Below are 24,849 nucleotides of genomic sequence, written 5' to 3'. Positions count from 1 at the left end.
CTTGCTGTTCGACATGCCACTGGAGCGGCTGCGGGAGTACCGGCCGGAGCCCGAGGAGCCCGCCGACTTCGACGCGTTCTGGGAGAAGACCCTCACGGAGACGGCCCGCCACGGCCTGGCCGCCTCCTTCGTCCCGTACGACGCCGGGTTCGCGACGGTGGACGTCCTCGACGTGACGTTCGCCGGCTGGGGCGGGCAGCCGGTGAAGGCCTGGCTGATGCTTCCGCGCGTCCGCTCGGGCCCGCTTCCGGCGGTGGTCCAGTACATCGGCTACAACGGCGGCCGCGGCATCCCGTACTCCTGGCTGACCTGGAGCGCGCTCGGCTACGCGCATCTGGTCATGGACAACCGCGGCCAGGGCGGCGGCGGCAAGAACACCGCGGACACCCCGGACATCGGCCCGGACGGCCACGGCTCCTCCTCCCCCGGATTCCTCACCCGGGGCATCGAGGACCCGTACCGGCACTACTACCGCCGCCTGATCACCGACGCGGTGCGCGCGGTCGACGCGGTGCGGGCCCACGAGGCGGTGGACCCCTCGCGGGTCGCGGTACTCGGAGGCAGCCAGGGAGGCGGGCTCGCGCTCGCCGTGGCCGGGCTGCGCGACGACGTGGCGGCGGCCGTCGCCGATGTGCCCTTCCTCTGCCACTTCCGGCGTGCCTCGCAGATCACGGACTCGGGCCCGTACGCGGAGATCGCCCGCTGGCTCTCCGGGCACCGCTTCCGGATCGAGGAGGCGATGGAGACCCTCTCGTACTTCGACGGGGTCAACTTCGCGGCGCGGGCCACGGCGCCGGCGTGGCTCTCGGTGGGGCTGATGGACCGGGTCTGCCCGTCCTCGACCGTGTTCGCGGCGTACCACGCCTACGCGGGCCCGGCCGATCTGGAGGTGTTCACGTACAACGGCCACGAGGGCGGCGCGGAGTACGACCTGCCGCGCAAGCTCGGGGCGCTGCGCGGGGTGTTCGACCGGTAGCGGCGGCGGTCACCGGCCCAGCGCCGCCATGGCGGCGTTGTGGCCGGGCACCCCGCTGACCCCGCCCCCGCGCACCGCGCCGGCCCCGCAGAGCAGCACGTTGGCGTGGGCGGTCTCCACGCCCCAGCGGCCCGTCTCCCCGGTGGCGTACGGGAAGGAGAGGTCCCGGTGGAAGATGTGGCCGCCGGGCAGCCCGATCTCGCGCTCCAGGTCGAGGGGTGTCTTCGCCTCGACGCACGGCCTGCCTTCGGCGTCGAGGGCGAGGCAGTCGGCGAGCGGCTCGTCGAGATGGGCGTCGAGCTGCGCCAGGGTGGCGTCGAGCAGTGCGGCGCGTGTGCCCTCGTTGTCCGCGGCGAAGAGCCGGGCGGGGGTGTGCAGTCCGAAGAGCGTGAGGGTCTGGTGGCCTCGGGCCGCGAGGTCCGGTCCGAGGATCGACGGGTCGGTCAGCGAGTGGCAGTAGATCTCGGAGGGCGGTGCGCCGGGCAGCCGTCCGGCCGCCGCTTCCCGGTGGGCGGTGGCCAGTTGCCCGTACCCCTCGGCGATGTGGAAGGTCCCGGCGAACGCGCGGCGCGGGTCGACCGTGCGGTCCCGCAACCTGGGCAGCCGGGTGAGCAGCATGTTCACCTTCAGCTGGGCGCCTTCGGCCGGGGCGGGCGGTTCCTCTCCGAGGAGCGCGGCCAGGGCCTCGGGCGACGCGTTGACCAGGACCCGGCGTGCGCCGACGACGTGCTCGCCGCCGGGTGAGCGGACGGTGACCTCGGCCCGGGTGCCGTCGGTCTCGATACGGGTCGCCTCGTGGAGGACGCGGATCTCGGCGCCGGCGGCGCGGGCAGCCCCGGCCAGCGCGTCGGTGAGCGCGCCCATGCCGCCGACCGGCACGTCCCAGTCGCCCGTGGAGTTGCCGATCACGTGGTAGAGGAAGCAGCGGTTCTGGAGGAGGGACGGGTCGTGGGCGTCGGCGAAGGTGCCGATCAGCGCGTCGGTGAGCACCACTCCGCGGACGAGGTCGTCGGCGAAGTTCTCCTCGACGGCGACGCCGATGGGTTCCTCGAACAGCGTCCGCCAGGCGTCCGCGTCGCCGATGCGCGTCCGCAGGGCCTCGCGCTCCGGAAGGGGTTCGGTGAGCGTCGGGAAGACCCGTTCGGCGACCCGCCTCGTCATCGCGTAGAAGCGCTGCCAGGCCTCGTACTCGCGGTCGTCGCCGGTGAGCGCGGCGAAGGAGTCGCGGGTGCCGTCGCCGCCGACGAGCAGTCCGGTGGGCCTGCCGCCGCGCACGGCCGGGGTGTAGGAGGAGACGGTGCGCTTGCGTACGGCGAAGTCGAGACCGAGCTCCCCGATGATCTTCTGCGGGAGCAGCGAGACGAGGTAGGAGTAGCGCGACAGCCGGGCGTCGACCCCGTCGAAGGGGCGCGTCGACACGGCGGCTCCGCCGGTGCCCGGGAGCCGTTCCAGGACGAGGACGGACCGGCCGGCGCGGGCGAGGTAGGCGGCGGCGACCAGGCCGTTGTGGCCGCCGCCGACGATCACCACGTCGTAGTGGGAGCGGGCGGGTGTGCCGGGTGAGGCCGTCTCGTCTGCGGGCATGGCCCCTTCGTAACACGGGATGATCGGCCCTGGACAGAGGTACCGCTCCGTGGCGGGCGGGCAGGGGCCGTCGAAAAGCGGTGGGCCGTCGGGCGGCGCTGTGGCAAGGTGCTGGCCCGGACCACGCCCTTCCGCGCCGTCAGGAGAGTTCATGGACACGCCCGCACGCCTGATCCCGTTGCTGGAGCAGTTCGACTGGGCGTGCGAGCGCCTCACCGACCGGTTGGCGGGGCCCTTCGTGGACAGCGGCAACGGCACGGACGTGGCGGCCCCCGTGCTGACCGACGAGGAGTATCTGTGGGAGCCGGTGCCGGGCTGCTGGTCGGTCCGCCGGCACAGCGCGGGGCCCGGGCAGGGCGCGACCGTCCTGACGGGTGCGGGCGAGTGGGGACGCGACACGGCGCCCTTCCCGCATCCCTCGCCGCCGCCGTTCACCACGCTGGCGTGGCGTCTGAGCCATCTGAGCGAGCTGCTGGTCCTGCGCGCCGACCACACGGCGGGGAACCACACCATGACCCGGGACGAGTACCAGGTGCGCGGGGACGCGGCGGGTGCCCTCGCGGACTTCGGTGCCTCGGCGGCCGCCTGGCGCGCGGCGCTGCTGGGCGCCGACGACGCGGCGCTGGACACGGTCGGGCACAGCACCTACCCGTACGGCAGCGACCCCGAGGATCCCTTCCTGGACACCGTCTGGTGGGTCAACCAGGAGGTGCTGCACCACGGGGCGGAGATCGCGCTGCTGCGCGACCTCTACCGCGTACGGGGCGGCCTGGCCTGAGGCCTGACGGTCAGTGCGGCGGGATGCCGCGCTGCCGGCGCAGGTCGGCGACACGGCGGTAGAGGCCGACCGCCTCCGCGCTCCGGCCCAGCTGCTCCAGGCAGTGCGCCTCGTCGTTGCGGCTGGCGAGGGTGTCGGGGTGGTCGGCGCCGAGGACCCGTTCGCGGGCGTCGGCGACCGCGCGGTAGCCGTCGAGGGCGTCGGCCCAGCGGCCGAGCCAGCCCAGTCCGACGGCCACCTCGCGGCGGCTGACGAGCGTGTCGGGGTGGTCGGGGCCCAGCGCGCGTTCCCGGATCGCGCAGACCTCGCGGGACTCGGCGAGCGCCTCCTCCCAGCGCGCCATCCGCCCGAGGTTCACCCCCAAACCGTGCCGGGCGCGCAGGGTCTCCGGGTCCGCGGGTCCGCCCACCCGGGTGCGGTCCTCGACCAGCGCGCGGTAGAGCTCCAGCGCCTCGGCGCTGCGGCCGAGCCTGCCGAGGCTGATGCCCACCTCGTAGCGCGCGGACATCGTGTCGGGGTGGTCGGCGCCGAGGGTGGCCGCACGGGCCTGCGCCACCTCGCGGTAGGTCCCCAGCGCCTCGGTCCAGCGGTCCAGCCGGCCGAGGGTGTAGGCCACCTCGTAGAGCGTGACCAGGGTGTCGGGGTGCGTCGCGCCGAGCAGCCTGCCGCGGGCGTCGGCCACCTCGCGGGCCATGCGGTACGAGTCCTCCAGGCGGCCCAGCCTGCTGAGGTTGAAGGCCAGGTTGTGCCGGCAGCGCAGGGTGTCGGGGTGGTCCGGCCCCATGGAGCGCTCCCGCGAGGCGAGCACCGCGGCGTAGACCTGGTGCGCCTCGAAGTGCTGGCCGAGCTGGCCGAGGACGTACGCGCTCTCCTGACGGGCCGCCAGGGTCTCGGGATGGTCGGGGCCCAGGGCCCGTTCGCGGCCGTCGGCGACCGCGCCGAACTCGCGCAGCGCGTCCTCGGCGCGTCCCGTGCGGCTGAGGCTGAACGCCACCTCGTACCGGCTGGCGAGGGTGTCGGGGTGGTCGGCGCCCAGCGCGTGTTCGCGTGCGGAGGCGACCGTGCGGTGGACGGCGCCCGCCTCCTCCCAGTGGCCGAGGCGCCCCAGGTTGAGCCCGGCGCTGTGCCGGCCGGCCAGGGTGGCGAGCAGTTCGGGGGGCGGGGTCGGACGGGCCGTCCCGCCGGGCGGGAAGGCCCCGGGGAGGGCTCCCGTGACCACCCCCGTGGTCCACGCACCGGTCAGCGCGACCGCCTGGTCGATGACCTCGGTCCCTGGGGCGGAGCCGCGCACCTTGTGACCGGTGGTCATGCCGCGGGTCCAGGAGGGCAGCCGGGGCTCCTGCCCCGCGGGCGCGCGGCCGGGATGCTGGAACGGGACGGGCGGGGCCAGCCGTATCCTGCCCGGCCGGTGCTGCTCTCCGGTGCGCCCGAGCGCGATGCGGGCCCTGAGGTCACCGGCGTCGGACGGCCGCTCCTCCGGTGTCTTGGCCAGCAGATCCAGGACGACCCGGTCGAAGAAGCGCGGGAGTTCGGCGCGGTGGGCGCGCGGCGGCTCGGGAACGGTGTCGCGGTGTCCGACGAGGACCGCCCAGGCGTCGTCCATGTCGAAGGGCGGTACGCCGGTGGCGATCTCGTACAGCACACAGCCCAGGGAGTAGAGGTCGCTTCGGTGGTCGACCTCGCCGCCGCTGATCTGTTCCGGCGACATGTAGTGCGGGGTGCCCATGGCGATGCCGGTGCCGGTGAGGCGCGAGGTGAATCCGATGTCGTGGCCGAGCCGGGCGATGCCGAAGTCGCAGATCTTCACCGTCCCGTCGTCGAGCCGCATGATGTTGGCGGGCTTGAGGTCGCGGTGCACTATGCCCTGGCGGTGGGTGTAGCCGAGGGCGTCGGCGACCTGGTCGGCGATGTCGACGACGTCCGGCACGGGCAGCGGGTGCTGCTTGTTGTCCTCCAGGAGCTGGCTGAGGTTGCGCCCCTCCAGGAGTTCCATGACGAGGTAGAGGACGCCGTCCGACTCGCCGAAGTCATGGACGACGGTGACTCCGCGGTGCTGGAGAGCCGCAGCCACTCTTGCCTCGCGGCGGAAGCGCTCGCGCAGGATGCGGGTGAAGTCCCGGTCGTGCTGCGGCCCCATCGGTTTCAGGCACTTGACGGCCACCTGACGGCCCAGCGATTCATCGCGCGCACGCCATACCTCGCCCATGCCTCCGCGCCCGATCAGTTCGAGCAGCCGGTACCGGCTCTGGATCAGCCTGGTGTCCGCCATCGCCTGTTGCCGCCCCCGTCTGCTCCGCTGCTCGCCTGCCGCTGCGCCCTCCCCGGCCCGTCCAGTATGGCGGCCTGTCTGCGGAGTTTGTACGGGGTGGGCCTGCTGCCGGGGCCGAGCCGTGCCATCGCGTTCACGATGTGCCCGGGCGGCAGGCACCAGCGCAGGCGTGCGGGGACGGCGCGCAGGGCGGTCCCGGTGGTGCGCAGGCGGCGGTCGACGGCCGCCGGGGGCGGCGCGGTCCTGCCGTAGAGCTCATGGGCGTACGGAGGCAGGGAGTCGTAGGCCAGTGCCGCCACGCGCCTCCACAGCAGCGCACGCGCCGGGGTCAGCAGGGCATGGACCGGCGGGCTGCGTAGGAAGTCGTCCACCTCCAGAGCGTCGGGACCGGCGGCGAGCCGGGGGCGGACCCGCTCGAAGTAGGCGGCGAGCGCCCCGGTCGTGGCGGGAACGCCGGACGGATCGAGGCCGACGAGGCGGGCGCTCTCCCGCTGCTCGTCGATGTAGCGGTCGGCCTGGGCGTCGCTGAGGGGGAAGCCGGAGCGGCGCTCGACCTGGAGATAGGAATCGACCTCGGCGCAGTGCACCCAGAGCAGCAGCCCGGGTTCGTCGATGCCGTAGACCTCGCCGGTAGCGGGGTCGGTGGCCTTGAGGAGCCGGTGGATCCTGCGGACCCTGGCGCCGTACTTCTCGGCGGCGGGCACGGTGTCGTAGGTGAGCGTCCCGACGAAGTCGGCCGTGCGCAGCAGCCGTCCCCAGGCGTCCTTGCGGAAATCCGAGTTCTGCATGACGCCGCGGACGGCGCGCGGGTGGAGTGCCTGGAGGTAGAGGGCGCGGATTCCGGCCACCCACATCATAGGATCGCCGTGCATCTGCCAGGTGACGGAGTCGGGGCCGAAGAGGCCCGGATCGGCGTCGTGCATCGGCTCGTGCCCTCCGATCGGCAGTCGCCCCGGCGCCTCAGGGCCCGATGCCGTGCCGGGCCGTGGTCCTGCCGGGGAGACCGGGACTCGCGACAGGCGTTCTCCCTCCCATGCATACAGCAACAGCGCACGTTCCGGGGAGGGTGCCGTCGAAGGTGATCACGAGCCCGGCGGCGCGGAACGGCCCGGGAGGCCGGTGCGCGCCGCCGAGCTGTTCAGCGGCCCCGCCGGCGTCACCGGGCCGGACCGGTGCGGGTCAGACGAAGTAGGACCTGAACTCGGCGCGCGTGATCTTCCGGTCGCCGTCGGTGTCGGCGCTCCGGACGAAGTCGGCGAGCTTCGTGCCCTCGAGCGTGCCGCCGTGGGCCTGGCCGTAGTCCCTCAGCTCCCGCAGACGGATCGTCCCGTCGCCGTCCGTGTCGATCTTCGCGAACAGGTCGTCGACCTCGGCGTCACTCAGCTTGCCCATCGTTTCTTCCCGTCTCTCTGTCGCTCGGTGGCCCGGTTCGGCGATGCGGCGGCACAGGACCGCCTCCGTGGTGGAGACCGGCCGGATCCTGGCCTTCGCACGCCTCTGCCGGGAGCCCGCTACGGCGTCGTAGCGGTTCGACCGTAACCCTCGCGGTCACCGTGCGCACCGGACCGCCTGCGCGGCGTTCACCCATGAGGCGCATCCACCGGCGCGGTTCAGCGCTTGACGGCTCGCAGGACGACGAACTTCGGGTCGCCGGCGACGGTGACGCAGTTGCCGAAGATCCGGCGCAGCTGGGTGTGGTAGCCGAGGTGCCGGTTGCCGACGACCCAGAGCTCACCGCCCTGACGCAGCGCGGCGCGCGCTCCGTGGAACATGTTCCTGGCGGTGGCGTCGGTGACCGCCTGGTGCGAGTGGAAGGGCGGGTTGCTGAGGACGAGGTCCACGCTCGACGGGGGCACGTCCGCCATCGCGTCGCCGACCAGGAAGTGCCCCTCGGTGTCCGGGGCGGCATTGGCCCTGAAGGTCTCCTGGGCGGAGGCGACGGCCTGGTAGGACTCGTCGATGAAGGTGACGGTGGCGTCGGGGTTGGCCAGCGCGGCGGAGGTGCCCACGACGCCGTTCCCGCAGCCGAGGTCGACGACATGGTCCGGGCCCGTCCGCGCGGGGAGGTGCTTCAGGAAGAAGCGGGTGCCGATGTCCAGTCGCTCGGCGCAGAAGATCCCGGCGTGGTTGGTGACCGTGCGGCCGGAGACGGCGCCGACGTCGCCGGGCAGGTCGTAGCGGTACGGCCAGGGGCTGGGTGTCCTCGGCAGGGCCGGGTCCGGGGTGCAGAAGATGAGCCGCGCCTTCTTCACCGCGAGGGAGGTGCGGGTGGGCCCGATGATCCGCTCGAAGAGCTTGAGCGTGGAGGTGTGGATCTCCTTCACCATGCCGGTGCCGATGACGACGGTCCCTGCGTGCACGGCCGGGGCGAGCCGGTGCAACTGGTCCTCGAGGAGCGCGAGGCTCTTGGGAACCCGTACGAGCAGGAGATCCACGCGCTCCGGAGGGGTGTCGCGCACCGACAGCATGCGCACCGAGTCCGGATCGAGGCCGTTGCGCGCGAGGTTGGCCGTCGTGGCGCGCCGCGCGAGGTACGAGTCGGTGATCTGTACGGGGCCGTGGGCGGCGAGCGCGGTGGTGAGAGCGCCCCAGCGGTCACCGACCACCGCCACGGTGCCGGAGGGACGGACGGGCTCGCTCCCCTCGGCGCCGTCCAGCCGGTTCAGCAGATACTCGTCGGCGGCGTCCCACGCACGGAGGGGATCGCGCGGGTTCTCGGGAAAGCGGGCGAGATCGAATTCGCCCTGTGACGTCGTCAAACGGTTCATATTGCGTTCAGGCTAACCGAGTGGCGGGGAGCGCCCTGCACGCTCCCCGCCCCAGGGGCCCCCTGCGCCACCCCACCCGGCCTAGGGAAGCCGCTTCTCCATGGCCGAGCGGCCCTCCTCGGACAGCTTGCGCCGTGCCCACTCCAGACTCTCGGGGGTCACATCCCGCCCGGAGGCGAGCACCAGGTCCTCCGCGGTGGGTTGTTCGCCGCCGCCGGTGTGCAGCAGACGGTCGGGAGTCACCCCCCGGACCTCCGGTACGGATACGGATACGGATTCGGACTCTTCGCTCATACCGCCTCCTCGTCCTTGCGGTAATTCTCGCGCCGGTGCGCGGTCGGCGCATCCGATACCCCGGCGGCCGCCCACGAGGCGTCACTTGACTTGCACATGATGAATACGCAACGTTCACACGACGAGCACCGTGCGTGTGGAAGGCTCCCGGACGAGCAGCCCCCGCACGGCCACCACGACACCGTTCAGCACCTCGGAGAGGACACCCCACATGTCCAGTCGTCGCCGTATCTACGCGCGTCCACTGATCGCCACAGCCGCCTCGATCGTCGTACTCACCGGCGTCGCGTCCGCCGCACCCGCCGCCACCACCGACGCGGCCGGGACCATGTCCCCGGCCGTCGCACTCGACGACACCTACTACCAGGACGCGCTCGGCAAGACCGGCACCGCGCTGAAGAGCTCCCTGCACACGATCATCAGCGACCAGACCAAGCTCTCCTACAGCCAGGTCTGGGACGCGCTCAAGGCCACCGACGAGGACCCCTCCAACTCCTCCAACGTGATCCTCCTCTACACCGGCCGCTCCCAGTCCAAGAGCGAGAACGGGGGTGCCGTCGGCGACTGGAACCGCGAGCACGTCTGGGCCAAGTCCCACGGCGACTTCGGCACGTCGACCGGGCCCGGCACCGACATCCACCACCTGCGTCCGGAGGACGTCCAGGTCAACTCCATCCGCGGCAACAAGGACTTCGACAACGGCGGCAGCGCCGTGTCCGGGGCGCCCGGCAACTACACCGACAGCAACTCCTTCGAGCCGCGCGACGCGGTCAAGGGCGATGTCGCCCGGATGATCCTCTACATGGCGGTGCGCTACGAGGGCGACGACGCCTTCGCCGACCTCGAACCGAACGACAGCGTGAGCAACGGCTCAGCGCCGAACATCGGACGGCTCTCCGTGCTGAAGCAGTGGAGCCAGGAGGACCCGCCGGACAGCTTCGAGCAGAACCGCAACGAGGTCATATTCGACCGGTTCCAGCACAACCGGAACCCGTTCATCGACCACCCGGAGTGGGTCGAGGCCATCTGGTAGGAGCACGGACAGGGTCGGCCACGGCCTGCGCGCAGCGCTCCACGGCTTCCTCGCGGGAGCCGAAGCGCGGCAGGTCCTGGCCGGTCCGCTCCCGCACCAGGTCGGGCGGGCCGAGCCGGTCGCCGGGATCGACGACGGCGGCGCGCCGCCCGTCCCGCGCGAGCCTGGCCAGACCCGCGTGCAGCAGCGCGAGCGCGACCGGGTCCACGCCCGTGACCTCGCGCAGGTCCAGCACGACCGCGCCCACCCGGTCGGGGCCGGACTCGTCCAGGGCGTACAGCACACGCTCGACGGCGGTGAAGTCGAGGGCACCCTGGGCGGCCACGACACCGACCCGCTCGTGCAGGGCCCGCTCCCGCCGGCCGGACGGGGCCGAGGGGAGCACATCGGCGGTGGTGACGAGGGTGACCGTGGAGCCGGGCAGCGCAGGATTCCTCATCAGATGGAGTCCCAGCCGTTCGGACAGGGCACCGAGCGCGGCCTGCCCGCGCACCGATGTCCCTGCGGCGTCGAGGGGCGGGCTGTAGGTGGCCAGGCCGAAGCGGGCGGGCCCCGCGGCGATCAGCCCCCCGGACACACCGCTCTTGGCGGGCAGCCCCACCCTCAGCAGCCACTCGCCGGACGCGTTGTACATGCCGCAGGTGGCCATGACGGCGAGTACCTGTGCCGCGACCTCCAGCGGGACGACGGTCTCGCCGGTCAGCGGATTGACTCCGCCGTGCGCGAGTGTCCCGGCCATCACGGCGAGGTCGACGGCGGTGGCGCGCACGGAGCACTGCCGGAAGTAGGTGTCCACGGCGGCGACGGGGTCGAGCGGCAGGGTCCCGGTGCTGCGGATCAGATAGGCGAGGGCCCGGTTGCGGTCGCCGGTCCCGGCCTCGGAGCGGTACACGTCCTCGTCGACGTCCAGCCTCCGGCCGGCGAAACGGCTCAGACAGGTGAGGATGCGGGAGAACGCCGGCAGGTCCGGGCTGTCGGGGACCAGCGCGGTGGTGACGATGGCACCGGCGTTGACCATGGCGTTGGCGGGCCGTCCGGTACGGGCCTCCAGGCTGATGGCGTTGAAGGCCTCACCGCTGGGTTCCGCGCCGACCCAGCGGCCCACCTCGTCGAGCCCGTGCGTGGACAGGGCGAGGGCGTAGACGAAGGGTTTGGACACCGACTGGAGGGTGAAGGCGGTGTCCGCCGCTCCGGCGCTGTAGCAGTGCCCGTCCATGCTGACGACGGCGATCCCGAAGGCGTCGGGGTCGGACCGCGCCAGCTCGGGGATGTAGTCGGCGCGCCGGCCCTCCCGTACGCCGGCGAAGCGCGCGTGCAGATCGCGCAGCGCGTCCGTGACGGCTTCGGACGCGGTCACCGGCGCCCCGCCCGACGCCGGGGGCGACCGGACACGTGGCCGTCCGTCATTCCGCTTCGTCGCCGAAGATCTCGCGGAGCTTGGCCTCGCGCCCGGTGTCGAGGTTGCTGTGCAGCAGCTCGGCGCCTCCGCCGGGCAGCGACTCCCCGATGCGGCTGGGCACTTCGGCCGTGGTGAGCAGGAAGAGCGCCGAAGTCCCCGGTGTGACCTGCTGCTTGACCTCGGCGATGAAGTCGTCGTCGATGCCGACGTCGGCGAGCTTTCCGCCGAGCGCGCCCGCGGCGGCTCCGATCGCGGCGCCGAGCAGGGGCATCAGGAAGATCAGCCCGAAGAGCATCCCCCAGAAGGTGCCGCTCAGCGCGCCCGCTCCGACGAGGTTGATCAGCTGCTTCGTCCTCGGCTTCGAGCGCTCGGCGGGCCAGGACACGACGGCGGCGTCGATGATCTTCAGCAGCCCTTCCTTCTGGAGGGACTTCAGGGCGGTCTCCACGTTCTCCGCGCCTTCGGCCGACTGGAACTTCCACACGGTGAGCGTGGACATCGCATGTACCTCCGGAAGAGAAAGGGAATAACTCGCTCATATTAGGATCAAAAGGTATGAATTGACTCGTCGAACGACCCGCTCCGCGCCACGGGGGCGGCCCCAGTACCGCGGACCCCGAACCCTCCGGGAGACAACGATGGACACGGACGCCCTGACCCCCGGCCTTCTGCAGGAACTCCGCAGGAACAGGCCGTATCCGGCCCTGTCCCTGACGATGCCCACCCACCGCAAGGCGCCGGACAACGCCCAGGACTCCGTGCGGCTGCGGAATCTCGTGGCCGAGGCAGCGGGCCGCCTGGAGGCCGACCCCCGGGTGACCCGCGAGGCCCGGGCGGCGGTCAAGGCCCAGCTCGACCGCGCCGTGGAGGAGGTGGACCAGCGCCGCGCGCTGGACTCCCTGGTGATCCTGGCCGACGCGGACGAGTACCAGATCTGGCAACTGCCGCGCACCGCCCCCGAACGAGTGGTGCTCAGCGACAGTTATCTGACCCGCAACCTGGTGTCGGCCAAGGCCGGGGCCCGGCTCTTCTGGGTGCTCAGCGTCTCCGCGGAGCATGCCGCGCTGTTCTCGGGCACGAACGACGGCCTGCGGCCCGAGGCGCGGGACGGGTTCCCGCTGGCGGCCCCGCACGAGGAGCCCAACCCGCAGCGCGAGGAGCGCATCGGCGACACCCCGAGCACGTACAGCAGCGAGGACGCGCGCAACTTCCTTCGCACGGTCGACGAGCACCTGCGCGCGGTCATGGCGGCCGACCCGCGCCCGCTGTTCCTGGTCGGTCTGGCACCGGCACTCTCCCTGCTCGACGAGGTGGGCGAGAGCGCGAAGCCGGCCGTCGGCAGGGTGGCGAAGGGCACGACCCCGGGCACCACCGCGCCGGAGCTGCTCAAGGAGCTGACCCCGGCCCTGGAGAGCTGGCGGGAGCAGACGGCCTCCGAGATCCGCGGCAGGTTCGACAACGCCCTGAGCAGCCGCTCCTTCGCCGGCGGGCTCGACGAGGTGTGGCTGGCCGTACGCGAGGGCCGGGCGGGGCTGATCGCGGTCGAGGAGCACTTCGAGCAGACGGTCCGGATCACCGACGGGCACCTGGAGCCGGTAGGACCGGACGTCGCGCCGGCGACGGACGGCCAGGTCCGCGAGGACATCGTCGACGAGCTCGTCGAGGCGGCACTGGACAACGGCTGCGAGGTGGCCTTCGTCGCCGACGACTCCCTCGCGGACCATGGGCGCATCGCGGCGGTTCTCCGCTTCTGACCGCGTGTCCCTACGTGAGGATTATGTGAAGTATGTCTAGGTTTGGCGCTCCGAAGTCGATCTCGCCGCGTTGATCTCACCGATCGCGCGGTGCACGAAGGAGAGCCATTCATGGACCGATTCAGGCGCGCATCGGCGGCAGCCCTGCTGACAGCGGTGGCACTGGCCGGCGCGGTGGGCGGGGCCGCGGCGTCGTCCGGTGTCCCCGCACCGCCGTCCGGGGAGCGCGCGCACGACCTGGCCACGCGCCCGGCCATCTCCGCGCACGCGACCGCGCGTGCCGTCGCGGCGTGGGAGGAGTTCCGTATCCACGGCTCCGCCCGCAACGTCACCTCCGGCACCCCGGTCACGCTCCAGCAGAAGCAGGGCAAGCGCTGGGTGTCCCTGCCCGCCACGATCAGGACGGCCCGCAGCGGCGAGTACAGCCTGCGGGTGAAGCTGGGCATCAAGGGCGAGAACGCCCTCCGTATCGTCGGCGGGGGCGCCGTCTCCCCGGTCGTCCGCACGACCGTGAGCTGAGCGCCCCGCCCCGCGCACCTCCGGCCGGCCTGCGAGGAAGCAGGCCGGCCGGAGTGCGTCGCCGCCGGTGTTCAGCCGTCCCAGGCCCAGTCCGCCACCTCGGGCAGGTCCGTGCCGTGTTCCCGGATCCAGTCGTGGTGACGGGTGCGGACGTCCGTCATCGCCTGCCGTACGGCGGCGGCGCGCACGCCCAGACCGGGCACCCTGTCGACGACGTCCATGACCAGCCGGTAGCGGTCCAGGTCGTTGCGGACCACCATGTCGAACGGTGTGGTGGTGGTCCCCTCCTCCTTGTAGCCGCGGACGTGCAGCTGAGCGTGGCCCGCGCGCCGGTAGGCCAGCCGGTGCACCAGCCACGGATAGCCGTGGTAGGCGAAGATCACCGGCTTGTCCCGGGTGAACAGTGCGTCGTACTCCGCGTCCGGCATCCCGTGCGGGTGCTCCTCGTGCGGCAGGAGCCGGGTCATGTCGACCACGTTCACCACGCGCACGGCCAGCTCCGGAAGATGACGCCTCAGCAGCCCGGCCGCGGCCATCGTCTCCAGCGTGGGCACGTCCCCCGCGCAGGCCAGCACGACGTCCGGTTCGCGGCTGCCGTCCTCCGTGCCCGCCCACTCCCAGATCCCGGCGCCACGGGCACAGTGCGCGCGGGCCTCGTCGAGGGTGAGCCAGTCGAAGCCGGGCTGCTTCCCGGCGACGATCACGTTGACGTAGTCCCGGCTGCGCAGCACATGGTCCGCCGTGGACAACAGCGTGTTGGCGTCCGGCGGCAGATAGACCCGTACGACCTCGGGACTCTTGTTGAGGATGTGGTCGACGAAGCCGGGGTCCTGGTGCGAGAAACCGTTGTGGTCCTGGCGCCAGACGTGCGAGGTGAGCAGGTAGTTCAGCGAGGCGACCGGCGCGCGCCAGTGCAGCCGGCGCGAGGTGCGCAGCCACTTGATGTGCTGGTTGACCATCGAGTCGACGATATGGGCGAAGGCCTCGTACGAGGAGAACAGGCCGTGCCGTCCGGTGAGGAGGTATCCCTCCAGCCAGCCCTGGCACAGGTGCTCGGAGAGCACCTCCATCACACGGCCGTCGCGTGCCAGGTGCTCGTCGACCGGGAGGATCCGGGCCTGCCATGCCTTGCCGGTGGCCTCGTAGAGCGCGCCGAGGCGGTTGGACTCCGTCTCGTCGGGGCCGACGACGCGGAAGTCCCTGCGCCCGGCCGTGGCCGCCATGACGTCCGCGAGCAGGCCGCCGAGCACCCGGGTGGGCTCGTGCAGGACGGTCCCCGGCCTGTCGACCGGGACCGCGTGGTCCTCCAGGGAGGGAAGCGGCAGATCGCGCAGCAGAAGCCCACCGTTGGCGTACGGCGTCGAGCCGAGCCGTGCCGTGCCCTCGGGGACGCAGTCCAGGACCTGGGCGGTGGGCCGGCCCTCGGCGTCGAAGAGTTCCTCCGGCCGGTAGGAGCGCATCCACTCCTCCAGCTGCCGCAGATGGTCCGGGTTGTCCCGGACCCCGGGCAGCGGCACCTGGTGGGCGCGCCAGGTGTTCTCGACGGGGAGCCCGTCGACGTCCTCCGGGCCCGTCCAGCCCTTGGGGGTGCGCAGCACGATCATCGGCCAGCGGGGGCGCTCGGTGGCGCCCTCGGTCCGGGCCGCGCGCTGGTACGCGCCGATGCGGTCCAGGGCGAGGTCCATGGCGGCCGCCATGGCGCGGTGGACGGTCTCGGGGTCGTCCCCTTCGACGTAGACGGGGTCGTGGCCGTATCCGCGCAGGAGGGCGTCGAGCTCGTCCTCGGGGAGCCGGGCGAGCACCGTCGGGTTCGCGATCTTGTATCCGTTGAGATGGAGGACCGGCAGGACCGCGCCGTCGTGGACGGGGTCGAGGAACTTGTTGGAGTGCCAGGACGTGGCCAGCGGGCCGGTCTCCGCCTCCCCGTCCCCGATGACGCAGGCCACGAGCAGCTCCGGGTGGTCGTACGCGGCGCCGTAGGCGTGCGCGAGCGCGTATCCGAGCTCGCCTCCCTCGTGGATGGAGCCCGGGGTCTCCGGGGCGACATGGCTGGGCACGCCGCCGGGGAAGGAGAACTGCTTGAACAGGGCACCCATACCGGCGCGGTCGCGGCCGACATCGGGGTAGATCTCCGAATAGCTGCCCTCGATCCAGGAGTTGGCGAGGACGGCCGGTCCGCCGTGGCCCGGTCCCCAGACGCACAGCGCGGGGCGCTTCCGTGCCTTGACGACGCGGTTGAGGTGGGTGTGGACCAGGTTCAGCCCGGGCGAGGTGCCCCAGTGGCCCAGCAGCCGCGGCTTGATGTGCGCGGGCGCCAGGGGCTCTTCGAGGAGGGGGTTCGCCAGCAGGTAGATCTGGCCGACCGCCAGGTAGTTGGCGGCGCGCCAGTGGGCGTCGAGGGCCGCGAGTTCGGTGTCGGACAGGGCGTCTGTCATGAGGCTTCTCCCGGGTCAGCCGGCGTCGGGGCCGTACCAGACGGTGGTGGCGTTGCAGAACTCGCGGATGCCGTGTCCTGCCAGCTCCCGCCCGTATCCGGAGCGCTTCACGCCGCCGAAGGGCAGTGCGGGATGGGAGGCCGTCATCCCGTTGAAGAAGACCCCGCCCGCCTCCAGGTCGCGCACGCAGCGGGTCATCTCGCCCTCGTCGCGCGTCCAGACGTTGGAGCTGAGTCCGAAGGGGGTGTCGTTGGCGAGCTCCACGGCCTCGTCCAGGTCCGCGACGCGGTAGAGCGTCGCCACCGGGCCGAAGGTCTCCTCGCGGTGGATGCGCATGCCGGGGGTGATGCCGGTGAGCACGGTGGGCTCGTAGAACCAGCCGCGGTCGAGACCGCGCGGCCGGCCGCCCCCGCACAGCGCGGTGGCGCCCTTGCCGAGGGCGTCGCCGACGAGCTCCTCCAGGTCGGTGCGGCCCTGTTCGCTGGAGAGCGGCCCGACGTCGGTGGACTCCTCCAGCGGGTCGCCGACGGTGAGGGCGCTCATCCCGGCGGTGAACCGCTCGGCGAACGCGTCGTACACGTCGGCGTGGACGATGAAGCGCTTGGCGGCGATGCAGGACTGCCCGTTGTTCTGCACCCGGGCGGTCACCGCGGTCGCGGCGGCCTTCTCGATGTCGGCCGAGGGCAGGACGATGTACGGGTCGCTGCCGCCGAGCTCCAGCACGGTCTTCTTCACCTCGTCGCCCGCGACGGAGGCGACCGCGCGGCCTGCCGGTTCGCTTCCGGTGAGGGTCGCGGCGGCGACCCGGGGGTCGCGCAGGACCGCCTCGACCGCGCCCGAGCCGATGAGCAGCGTCTGGAAGCAGCCCTCGGGGAATCCGGCGCGGGTGAACAGGTCCTCGATGTACAGAGCGGTCTGCGGCACGTTCGACGCGTGCTTGAGCAGACCGGTGTTGCCCGCCATGAGCGCGGGCGCGGCGAAGCGCATGACCTGCCAGAGCGGGAAGTTCCACGGCATCACGGCGAGGACCACGCCCAGCGGCCGGTAGTGCACCCGGGCGCGTGAGGCGCCGGAGTCCTTGACGTCGGTGTCGTCGGGGTGCTCGTCGGCGAGCAGGCGTTCGGCGTTGGCGGCGTACCAGCGCATCGCCTTGGCGCACTTCGCGGCCTCGGCTCTGGCGGCCTTGACCGGCTTGCCCATCTCGGTGGTCATGGTGCGGGCGATGTCCGGCTGGTCCGCGTCGAGGAGATCGGCGGCCCGTCCGAGCAGGCGGGCGCGCTCGGCGAAGTCCGTGGTGCGGTAGCGGCGAAAGGCCCGGTGCGCGGCGGCGAGCCTGCGCTCGGTCTCCCGCTCGTCCAGTGCGTCGAATGTCCTGAGCGTCTCGCCGTTCGCGGGGTTGACCGTCGCGATGGGCATGGCAGTGCCTCCTTGCGTCTGTTCTCCGACCGTGCCGCGCCGCACGCCGGTGCGCAACGCGGCCCTCACGCACACGTACCCGGCCGGTGCGGATCATGCGTGCTCCGGGCACGCCGTCCGCACCGGCCGGGCCGGCGACGGGCTGCTGGTCACACGAGTTCGGCGACCGGGGTGCTCAGGAAGCCGCGCCCACCGGGCAGCGGCGTGCGCGGGAGCAGTCCGGTGGTGCACGGCGTCTCGGCGTAGCGCGTGAACCACACGACCTTGCCGTCGGTGGTCCGGCAGGTCCCCCAGCTGTCGCTGAGGGCCATCACGCGGCTCAGACCGCCGCCACCGCCGTCGAGCAGCCGGGGCATCCGGGCGTCGTTGTCGGCCACGGACACCGTCAGGTGCCGGCCGGTCCAGCGGAGTTCGACGACGCAGTGGTTGTCGTCGCCGACATGTCGCTGGACGTTCGTCAGGAGCTCCTCGGCCGCCCGGCACACGGGCCGGACGTGCAGATCGAGACTCCAGTGACGAAGGTGTGCGGCGACTATGCGCCGCAGCTGGGAAATGCGCTCTGCCGACACCTGCAGTTCGACCAGATAGTGCCGGTCGAGTGGAACGGTCATCGTCGAGGCTCCTCACCGCGAGGCCCACGTGCTTCACCCCGTCTGACCAACGACCCCCGAACACGAAGCGTGAGCAGTTATCACTTCTGGGTCACTCATCAGGGTGACCCGAGTGGGCCGGTCGCGCAACCGAGGCGGACCGTCACAGGGAGTCAGGGCAGATAGGGCAGGATCTTGTCCGGGGTGAGGGGCAGCTCGCGCAGCCGGGCGCCGGTGGCGTGCCGCACGGCGTTCCCGATCGCCGCGGCCGTCCCCACGATCCCGATCTCGCCGATGCCCTTGCTGCCCATCGGGTTGAGGTGCGGGTCGAGCTCGTCGATCCAGTGCGCCTCGATGTCCGGGACGTCGGCGCAGACCGGCACGTGGTAGGAGGCCAGATCGCTCTCGGTGAAGTCCCCGAAGACCGGGTCCATGGAGCTGCCCTCGGTGAGGGCCATGCCGAGGCCCATGACCATCCCGCCGATGAACTGGGAGCGTGCCGTGCGGGAGTTGAGGATGCGTCCGGCGGCGTACACGCCCAGGAGCCTGCGCACCCGCACCTCGCCCGTGAGCGAGTCGACGGCGACCTCGGCGAAGTGGGCGCCGAAGGCGTGCCGGGCGTACGGGGACTCCCCCGCCTCCTCGGCGGTGTCGGCGGTGGCGGTGAGGCCCTCGGGCGGGAGCGGCCCGGTGTGCTCGGCCAGCCGGCCCACCAGGGCGGTGGCGGCCTTGTGCACGGCCGTTCCCCAGGAGGCGGTGCCCGAGGAGCCGCCCGCGACGGACCCGGTGGGCAGATCGCTGCTGCCGATGTCGATCCGGACGTCCTCCTGGGGCACGCCCAGGGCGGAGGCGGCGATCTGCGCGAGGACGGTGCGGGCGCCGGTACCGATGTCCGTGGCGTCCACGGCGACGCGGAAGGTGCCGTCGGGCGCGGCGTGCACCGAGGCGGCGGACTTCGACAGGAGTACGGGATAGGTGGCCGAGGCGACTCCGGTGCCGAGCAGCCACGGGCCGTCCTGGACGGTGGCGGGCTGGGGGTCCCTGTCGTACCAGCCGAAGCGGCGGGCGCCCTCGCTCAGACAGGCGGCCAGATTGCGGCTGCTGAAGGGGCGTCCGCTGTCGGGTTCGGCCGACGGCTCGTTGCGCAGCCGGAGTTCGACCGGGTCGATCCCGAGGGCGGAGGCCAGTTCGTCCATGGCGGACTCCAGGGCGTACATGCCCGACGCCTCCCCCGGTGCGCGCATCCAGGACGGGCTGGGTACGTCGAGCGCGGTCACCCGGTGCTCGGTGCGGCTGTGGGGCGAGGCGTACATGACGCGGGCGGGTACGGCGGCCTGCTCGACGAACTCCTTGATGCGCGACGTGTGCGTGACGATCTCGTGGGAGACGCTGGAGAGCACTCCGTCGCGATCGGCGCCCAGCCGGACCCGCTGGACGGTGGGCGCGCGGTGTCCGACGATCGCGGCCATGTACCGCCGGGGCAGGGCGAGCTGGACGGTTCGTCCGGTGTGCCGTGCGGCCATGGAGGCGAGGACGGCCTGCGGGCGCGGCGTGCCCTTGGAGCCGAAGCCGCCGCCGACGTGTTCGGAGACGACGGTGATGCGGTCCCGGTCGAGGCCGAGCGCCTGGGCGAGGCCCTCGCGTACGGCGTCGGCACCCTGGCTGGAGTCGTGCACGGTGAGGTGGCCGTCGGCCCACCGGGCGGTGGAGGCATGCGGCTCCATGGGGTGGTTGTGCAGTCCCCGCAGGGTGTACGTGGCGTCGATCCGCACGGGCGCGGCGTCGAACGCGCGCCCGGCGTCCCCGCGCTCGCGCAGGCCGGGGTGGCCGCCGTTGGCCTGCTCGGGGGTGTAGAGGCCCGGGTGACCGGGGGTGAGGACGACGTCGTGGGCGGTGGTGGCGTATTCGACGTGTACGGCTCCGGCGCCCGCCCGCGCGGCTTCGATGCTCTCGGCCAGGACGAGGGCGACGGGCCAGCCCCGGTGCGGAACCCGGTCGTCCTGGAGCACGGCCAGGACCGGGTCGTCGGGCTCCTGGAGCCTCGGGGCGTTGTCGTGGGTCAGGACGGTGTGCACCCCGGGCACGGCGAGCGCGTCCGCGGTGCGGATCGCGGTGACACGTCCGCGCGCGACGGTGGCGGGGACGATCCAGCCGTACAGGGAGTCCGGCCCGGTGTGCTCGGCGGCGTAACGGGCGGTGCCGGTGACCTTGTCCCGGCCCTCGCGGCGGACGACAGGCGCGCCCAGCGCCTGCGGGGAGTCGCTCATGACGGAGTCCTCGGTTCGTGGGGGTGTGAGGGACCGGCGGGTCAGGCGGCAACCGCCCGGGACGCCAGCCGGGCCAGTGCGTCCACGGCCAGCCTCCGGGCCAGATCCACCTTGAAGCCGTTGTCGCGCAGGGGCCTGGCGGCCGCGAGTTCGGCGTCCACGGCCCGCGTGAAGGCTTCCTCGGTGGCGGGGGCGCCCCTCAGGGCGTCCTCGGCCGCGCGGGCGCGCCACGGCCGGTGCGCGAGCCCGCCGAACGCGAGCGCGGCGTACTCGACGCGGCCCTCGCGCACGCCGAGTACGGCCGCGACGGAGGCCAGCGCGAAGGCGTAGGACGCCCGGTCACGTGCCTTGCGGTACAGCGAGAGGGTCCCGTCGGGAGCCGGCGGCAGCACCACATCGGTGATCAGCTCGCCCGGCCGGATGACCGTGTCCTGGTCGGGGTTGTCGCCGGGCAGCCGGTGGAACCCGGTGACGGGCACGGTCCGCTCGCCCTCGGGCCCGTGCAGCAGGACTGTGGCGTCCAGGGCCGCGAGGGCGACCGCCATGTCCGAGGGGTTGGTGGCCACGCAGTCCTGCGAGTGGCCGAGCACCGCGAGGTCGCGGTGGGCGCCCTCCCGGGCCGGGCAGCCCGAGCCGGGGGTCCGCTTGTTGCAGGGTTTGGAGACGTCCTGGAAGTACGGGCACCGGGTGCGCTGGAGGAGGTTCCCGCCGGTGGTCGCGGCGTTGCGGAGCTGTCCGGACGCGCCGGAGAGCAGAGCCTGCGACAGGGCGGGGTAGCTCCGGCGTACGTCGGGGTGGGCCGCCAGGTCGCTGTTGCGTACGGTCGCACCGATCCGGAGGCCGCCGTCACCGGTGCGGGTCACTCGGTCCAGGGGCAGCCGGCTCACGTCGATGAGCAGGGCGGGCTCCTCCACGCCGAGCTTCATCAGATCGACGAGGTTGGTGCCGCCGCCGAGATACCGGGCGGCGGGGTCCCCCGCGCCGGCGTGGACGGCTTCGGCCACCGATCCGGGGCGCAGATAGGCGAAGGATTTCACGGCGCCACGTCCTGGATCGCCTCGACGATGTGGGGGTAGGCGCCGCACCGGCAGAGGTTTCCGCTCATCCGCTCGCGGATCTCGTCGGCGCCGAGCCGGGCGGGTCCGGGGTCGGCGAGCGCCGTGCCCGGGGTCGCGTGGGACGGGAAGCCGTCTGCGGCCTCGCCGAGCATTCCGGCCGCCGAGCAGAGCTGTCCGGGGGTGCAGTAGCCGCACTGCAGGGCGTCCCGCTCCAGGAAGGCGTCCTGCAGCGGGTGCGGCCGGCCGCCGCGGGACAGTCCCTCGACGGTGGTGATCCGGGCGTCCGCCTGAGCGACGGCCAGCAGCAGACAGCTGTTGGCGCGCCGGCCGTCGATGAGCACGGTGCAGGCACCGCACTGGCCGTGGTCGCAGCCCTTCTTCGCCCCGGTGAGCCCGAGATGCTCGCGCAGCGCGTCCAGCACGGTGGTGCGGTGGTCGAGCGTGAGGGTCCGGGCGGTGCCGTTGACGTACAGCGTGAAGGTGGAGGAACGGTCGGGGGGAGCAGGCGTCTGTGCCGTGTCCGTCCCGACGGTCCCGGGGATGGCATCCATGTGCGCGTACCTTCCGGGTTCGGGGGTGCGTCCGCCGTCAGGCCGGACGGTGGCTCTCGAGGCGCAGCCGGATCTCCTGTTCCTGGTCGCCGGCCGCCGTTCCGACGACCCGTACGGCGAAGGCGTCCGCCAGATGCTCGCGGAGCCGGTCCACCGCCCAGTAGCCGCCCTGTGCCTCGACCGTCACCGGCGCCGAGAGCCGGGCGGGTTCGGGCCCGGTCCTCACCTCGGTGACGTCGACGGTCGCCGTCCACACGGTGGGGCGGGTGTCCGACGCGTCCTCGGGGGCGTCGCTCGCCGGGCGGTCGGAGACGAAGGAGCGCCGCAGCACGTCGAACACGATGCGCGCGTCGTCCTTGGGGCATCCGGTCACCGCGACGACGACATCGCCGCTCTCCTGGTGTTCCTGTGTCTGTCCCTGCGTGCTGTTCACCTGGGTTCCTTTCGCCGGGAGCGGGGTCAGGTGACTCATTCCAGGCTCACCCCGCCACTGCCTGTCTGCGACACGAGCGAACGATGCGCGGACGCCGCATGAAACGCATTCGCTTTTACATCCTCATAAAACATGAATTAGAGCCATTATCTGTCTGCGGTCGATCTCCCGGGGTATGCGCCATGCATGGACGTAACGAATGGAGCAAGGGACTCACTCGCCGCCACCCTCGCCGACGGCCCCGGGGCAGTGGGCGTGACCATCGGCGTCGTCGGCCTCGCCGTGGTGCTGCTGCTGATCGGCGGTTTCTGGTGGGGCATGCGGCGCCGGGACAAGGAACTGCCGCCGCCGCGCCCCGAGGAGCAGCCGCACCGGCCCGCTCACCGCACGGAGATCCAGGAGAGTGACAAGCACGGTTCGGACAGCTTCCCCGACAACGGCAGCGCACTCTCGCCGTACGAGCTCGGCGGTCACGGCAACGAGGTGATCCCGCCCGACCCCGACCGTCCGCGCGACTGAGGGCCGCGCTGGTCCGGCCAGGTCCGGTCGGCGGCTCCGCGTGTTGCGGGAGTCGCCGGGGCCCATGAGGCTGGTCCTGGCCGGGCGGCACCGAAGAAGTCATGCCGCAGAACCGATAAGGCAGTGGACATGACTCCTAGCGAACCGCGGACCGCGCCGGAACCGGCAGTGCTGAGCGGTGCCAGCGCGCCGTGCTGGGTCCACCTGGTCACCCGCGATCTGGAGGACGCGCAGCGCTTCTACGGCGCCGTCCTGGGCTGGACGTTCCGCCGGGGGCCGCTGGGCAGGGACTTCGTGATGGCCCGCTCCGACGGTGTGCCGGCGGCGGGCATCGGCGCGGTCGCCTCCGCCTACCAGGTCGCCGTGGCCTGGATGCCCTACTTCTCGGTCCGGGACGCCGATCTCGTCGCGAGCCGCATCCGTGAACGCAGCGGGACCGTGGCGGTGGGCCCGCTGACCCTCGGGCAGGGCCGCGCCGTCCTGGCCGCCGACCGGGACGGGGCGTCCTTCGGCGTCTGGGAGTGGACCGGACGCGCGGCCACGCTGGCACCGTCCGGGAACCGGGCGCACGCCTGGCTCCGGCTGCGTACCAGGGACGCCTTCGACGCCGCGATCTTCTACGGCGAGGTGCTCGGCTGGGAGAGCGGCGAGCCCGGCGGCTGCGAAGTGGCGTACGTGAAGGAAGAGGTTCTCGTCCGCTGCAACGGGCGCCCGCTGGCCCGGATCAGCTCGGGCGCGGTCGAGTCCGCCCCCGACCCGCAGGTGCGCCCGCACTGGCAGGTGCAGTTCCCGGTGGCCGACGTGGACGCGACGGTCCTCTCGGCGGAGCGGCACGGAGGGACCGTGATGGAGCGGCGCGACGTGCCCCAGGGCAAGGAGGCGACGCTGCGCGACCCGGACGGCGGGCTGTTCACCGTGACGGACGTACGCAGCCCGGCGAGCGCCGACGACGACTGAGCAGCCGGTCAACGGTCCTGGCCAGAGTCCTCGGCGTCCCCGGGGCTGCTCCCGTCCGACGGCCGCCGGCCGTCGCCCCGGGCGATGGCCCACAGCGGGAACACGAACCAGCAGACGAGGAACCACAGGGCCATCCCGCCCACCAGCCACAGGGCCACCGCGTTGTGCAGCGCCACCCGCAGGATGAGCAGCAGGGCACTGCACATGGTGCAGAAGAGCAGGACGAGCCCGATCTTCGTCAGCCGCGAGGCCCATGTGACCGTCTGCGGCTTCAGCCGGCGGCCGGTGAGCAGCCGGTGGTAGGACACGGGCCCTATCAGCGCGGCCGCGGTCGCCGAACCCAGCATCACGGTCGCGACGTAGATGTCCCGGTCGACGGTGGACAGGTCGGCGAAGCGGGGCTGGAAGACCACCGCGAGCAGGAAGCCGAACAGGATCTGCACGCCCGTCTGCGCGACCCGGAGTTCCTGGAGCAGATCGCCCCACTGCCGGTCCGCCCGCTCCTCCTCGGTCTCCTGGCGTCCGCTGTTCGGGTTCGTGCCGGCCCGTTCGCCGCGTCTGTCCGCTGTCCGTCCCATCGGTTCCTCCCCACCTCGTAGAGGTGGTACTGGTTCCCCGCGAAGGCGTCGTGATGCACTCCATGGTGGCAGCCGCCGGAAAATCCACCACAGCGCGGAACGAGGGCCGGGAGAGCCCTCAGCCTCGACGCGGGGTGGGGGCTCGCCTAGGATCGTCGGTACGGCATCGCGCGTCGGTCACCGGCCGGGTGAGGCGTGGAGGTAGCCCGTGAGATGCCTTATGGAGGCATTCCACAGTGTCGGTCGAGCTCAATCACACCATTGTCCACTGCCGGGACAACCGGGAGTCCGCGGACTTCCTGGCACACATCCTGGATCTCCCCACCGGAACCGAATGGGGACCTTTCATTCCGGTCGTTCTCGCGAACGGCGTCACGCTGGACTTCGCGACCGTTCCCGCCGGATCGATCACCGTCCAGCACTACGCGTTCCTGATCTCGGAAGCCGAGTTCGACGCGGCCTTCGAGCGCATCACGGCCCAGGGGATCACGTACTACGCCGACCCCCATCAGAAGCACCCCGGCGAGATCAACCACAACGACGGCGGGCGCGGGGTGTACTTCCCCGACCCCAGCGGTCACGGGATGGAGCTCATCACCCGTCCGTACGGCGGATGGTCGTAGCGGCGCATCCCCTCGGCACCAGCGTGCGGCCCGGCCGGGACTCCGGCC

The 24,849-nt window shown here is 72.3% G+C and carries 24 protein-coding genes; 8 read left to right on the top strand and 16 right to left on the bottom strand.

The window, feature by feature from the left end; translation table 11 throughout:
* Position 1: 1 nt before the first annotated feature.
* Positions 2-976 (top strand): acetylxylan esterase, encoded by a 975-nt coding sequence (locus ACWCQM_RS33230; protein ID WP_450918787.1) that lies wholly within the window; start codon positions 2-4, stop codon positions 974-976.
* A gap of 9 nt (positions 977-985) precedes the next feature.
* On the opposite strand, the gene ACWCQM_RS33225 is transcribed toward ACWCQM_RS33230, so the two are convergent.
* Positions 986-2,560 (bottom strand): phytoene desaturase family protein, encoded by a 1,575-nt coding sequence (locus ACWCQM_RS33225; RefSeq protein WP_450918786.1) that lies wholly within the window; start codon positions 2,558-2,560, stop codon positions 986-988.
* A 151-nt stretch (positions 2,561-2,711) separates the two neighbouring features.
* Between ACWCQM_RS33225 and ACWCQM_RS33220 the strand changes: the two genes are divergently transcribed.
* Positions 2,712-3,338 carry a DinB family protein gene (locus tag ACWCQM_RS33220; protein ID WP_450918785.1) on the top strand — a complete coding sequence of 209 codons (627 nt, stop codon included), beginning with the start codon at positions 2,712-2,714 and terminating at the stop codon, positions 3,336-3,338.
* A gap of 10 nt (positions 3,339-3,348) precedes the next feature.
* Here the strand turns inward: ACWCQM_RS33220 and ACWCQM_RS33215 are convergent, their stop codons facing one another.
* From ACWCQM_RS33215 to ACWCQM_RS33195, 5 genes are all read right to left on the bottom strand, one after another.
* Positions 3,349-5,607 carry a tetratricopeptide repeat protein gene (locus ACWCQM_RS33215; protein ID WP_450918784.1) on the bottom strand — a complete coding sequence of 753 codons (2,259 nt, stop codon included), beginning with the start codon at positions 5,605-5,607 and terminating at the stop codon, positions 3,349-3,351.
* On the bottom strand, positions 5,589-6,530 hold the full coding sequence (locus tag ACWCQM_RS33210) for an oxygenase MpaB family protein (protein ID WP_450918783.1): 942 nt from the start codon (positions 6,528-6,530) through the stop codon (positions 5,589-5,591). The genes ACWCQM_RS33215 and ACWCQM_RS33210 overlap by 19 nt, the downstream gene beginning before the upstream one ends.
* Before the next feature lie 256 nt (positions 6,531-6,786).
* Positions 6,787-6,999: an EF-hand domain-containing protein gene (locus ACWCQM_RS33205; protein ID WP_450918782.1), complete on the bottom strand. Its 213-nt coding sequence runs from the start codon at positions 6,997-6,999 to the stop codon at positions 6,787-6,789.
* Between the two features lie 218 nt (positions 7,000-7,217).
* Entirely contained in the window at positions 7,218-8,375 is a 1,158-nt protein-coding gene (locus ACWCQM_RS33200; RefSeq protein ID WP_450918781.1) for a methyltransferase, read from the bottom strand.
* 81 nt (positions 8,376-8,456) lie between these two features.
* Positions 8,457-8,669: a hypothetical protein gene (locus ACWCQM_RS33195; RefSeq protein WP_450918780.1), complete on the bottom strand. Its 213-nt coding sequence runs from the start codon at positions 8,667-8,669 to the stop codon at positions 8,457-8,459.
* Positions 8,670-8,880: 211 nt separating this feature from the next.
* On the opposite strand from ACWCQM_RS33195, the gene ACWCQM_RS33190 reads away from it, so the two are divergent.
* Positions 8,881-9,702 (top strand): endonuclease I family protein, encoded by an 822-nt coding sequence (locus ACWCQM_RS33190; RefSeq protein WP_450918779.1) that lies wholly within the window; start codon positions 8,881-8,883, stop codon positions 9,700-9,702.
* Here ACWCQM_RS33190 and glsA read toward each other — a convergent pair.
* The gene (gene glsA, locus ACWCQM_RS33185) at positions 9,665-11,059 is read right to left on the bottom strand and encodes a glutaminase A (RefSeq protein ID WP_450918778.1); all 1,395 of its coding nucleotides are present in this window, start codon (positions 11,057-11,059) and stop codon (positions 9,665-9,667) included. The two genes, ACWCQM_RS33190 and glsA, sit on opposite strands and share 38 nt — an antisense overlap.
* Before the next feature lie 46 nt (positions 11,060-11,105).
* Positions 11,106-11,600 (bottom strand): DUF1269 domain-containing protein, encoded by a 495-nt coding sequence (locus ACWCQM_RS33180; RefSeq protein WP_450918777.1) that lies wholly within the window; start codon positions 11,598-11,600, stop codon positions 11,106-11,108.
* Positions 11,601-11,739: 139 nt separating this feature from the next.
* Here ACWCQM_RS33180 and ACWCQM_RS33175 point away from each other — a divergent pair, with 139 nt between their 5' ends.
* Together ACWCQM_RS33175 and ACWCQM_RS33170 are read left to right on the top strand one after the other, a co-directional pair.
* Complete coding sequence (locus tag ACWCQM_RS33175; protein WP_450918776.1) at positions 11,740-12,855, top strand: baeRF3 domain-containing protein; 1,116 nt, start codon at positions 11,740-11,742, stop codon at positions 12,853-12,855.
* Positions 12,856-12,966: 111 nt separating this feature from the next.
* Positions 12,967-13,374, top strand: a complete 408-nt coding sequence (locus ACWCQM_RS33170; protein ID WP_450918775.1) for a hypothetical protein — start codon at positions 12,967-12,969, stop codon at positions 13,372-13,374.
* 71 nt (positions 13,375-13,445) lie between these two features.
* Here the strand turns inward: ACWCQM_RS33170 and ACWCQM_RS33165 are convergent, their stop codons facing one another.
* From ACWCQM_RS33165 to ACWCQM_RS33135, 7 genes are all read right to left on the bottom strand, one after another.
* Positions 13,446-15,809 (bottom strand): phosphoketolase family protein, encoded by a 2,364-nt coding sequence (locus tag ACWCQM_RS33165; RefSeq protein ID WP_450918774.1) that lies wholly within the window; start codon positions 15,807-15,809, stop codon positions 13,446-13,448.
* Between the two features lie 15 nt (positions 15,810-15,824).
* Positions 15,825-17,225 (bottom strand): NADP-dependent succinic semialdehyde dehydrogenase, encoded by a 1,401-nt coding sequence (locus tag ACWCQM_RS33160; protein ID WP_450918773.1) that lies wholly within the window; start codon positions 17,223-17,225, stop codon positions 15,825-15,827.
* Positions 17,226-17,374: 149 nt separating this feature from the next.
* Complete coding sequence (locus ACWCQM_RS33155) at positions 17,375-17,836, bottom strand: ATP-binding protein (protein ID WP_450918772.1); 462 nt, start codon at positions 17,834-17,836, stop codon at positions 17,375-17,377.
* Between the two features lie 152 nt (positions 17,837-17,988).
* Complete coding sequence (locus ACWCQM_RS33150; protein WP_450918771.1) at positions 17,989-20,082, bottom strand: xanthine dehydrogenase family protein molybdopterin-binding subunit; 2,094 nt, start codon at positions 20,080-20,082, stop codon at positions 17,989-17,991.
* A gap of 41 nt (positions 20,083-20,123) precedes the next feature.
* A complete protein-coding gene (locus ACWCQM_RS33145; RefSeq protein ID WP_450918770.1) occupies positions 20,124-21,119 on the bottom strand; it encodes an FAD binding domain-containing protein in 996 nt (331 codons plus the stop codon).
* Positions 21,116-21,691, bottom strand: coding sequence for a 2Fe-2S iron-sulfur cluster-binding protein (locus tag ACWCQM_RS33140; protein ID WP_450918769.1), 576 nt, complete (start codon positions 21,689-21,691; stop codon positions 21,116-21,118). Before ACWCQM_RS33140 ends, ACWCQM_RS33145 begins: the two co-directional genes overlap by 4 nt.
* A 37-nt stretch (positions 21,692-21,728) precedes the next feature.
* Entirely contained in the window at positions 21,729-22,124 is a 396-nt protein-coding gene (locus ACWCQM_RS33135; RefSeq protein ID WP_267077575.1) for a hypothetical protein, read from the bottom strand.
* 186 nt (positions 22,125-22,310) lie between these two features.
* Between ACWCQM_RS33135 and ACWCQM_RS33130 the strand changes: the two genes are divergently transcribed.
* On the top strand, positions 22,311-22,643 hold the full coding sequence (locus ACWCQM_RS33130) for a DUF6479 family protein (RefSeq protein ID WP_450918768.1): 333 nt from the start codon (positions 22,311-22,313) through the stop codon (positions 22,641-22,643).
* A gap of 129 nt (positions 22,644-22,772) precedes the next feature.
* The gene (locus tag ACWCQM_RS33125) at positions 22,773-23,600 is read left to right on the top strand and encodes a VOC family protein (RefSeq protein ID WP_450918767.1); all 828 of its coding nucleotides are present in this window, start codon (positions 22,773-22,775) and stop codon (positions 23,598-23,600) included.
* 8 nt (positions 23,601-23,608) lie between these two features.
* Here ACWCQM_RS33125 and ACWCQM_RS33120 read toward each other — a convergent pair whose 3' ends face one another.
* The gene (locus tag ACWCQM_RS33120) at positions 23,609-24,178 is read right to left on the bottom strand and encodes a DUF6328 family protein (RefSeq protein WP_450918766.1); all 570 of its coding nucleotides are present in this window, start codon (positions 24,176-24,178) and stop codon (positions 23,609-23,611) included.
* Between the two features lie 236 nt (positions 24,179-24,414).
* Between ACWCQM_RS33120 and ACWCQM_RS33115 the strand changes: the two genes are divergently transcribed.
* Positions 24,415-24,801: a VOC family protein gene (locus ACWCQM_RS33115; RefSeq protein WP_450918765.1), complete on the top strand. Its 387-nt coding sequence runs from the start codon at positions 24,415-24,417 to the stop codon at positions 24,799-24,801.
* Positions 24,802-24,849: the final 48 nt, after the last annotated feature.

The sequence above is a fragment of the Streptomyces sp. NPDC002125 genome (assembly GCF_053593715.1).
The sequence above is the reverse complement of the archived record's forward strand: the minus strand, read 5'-3'. Positions and strand labels throughout refer to the sequence as shown.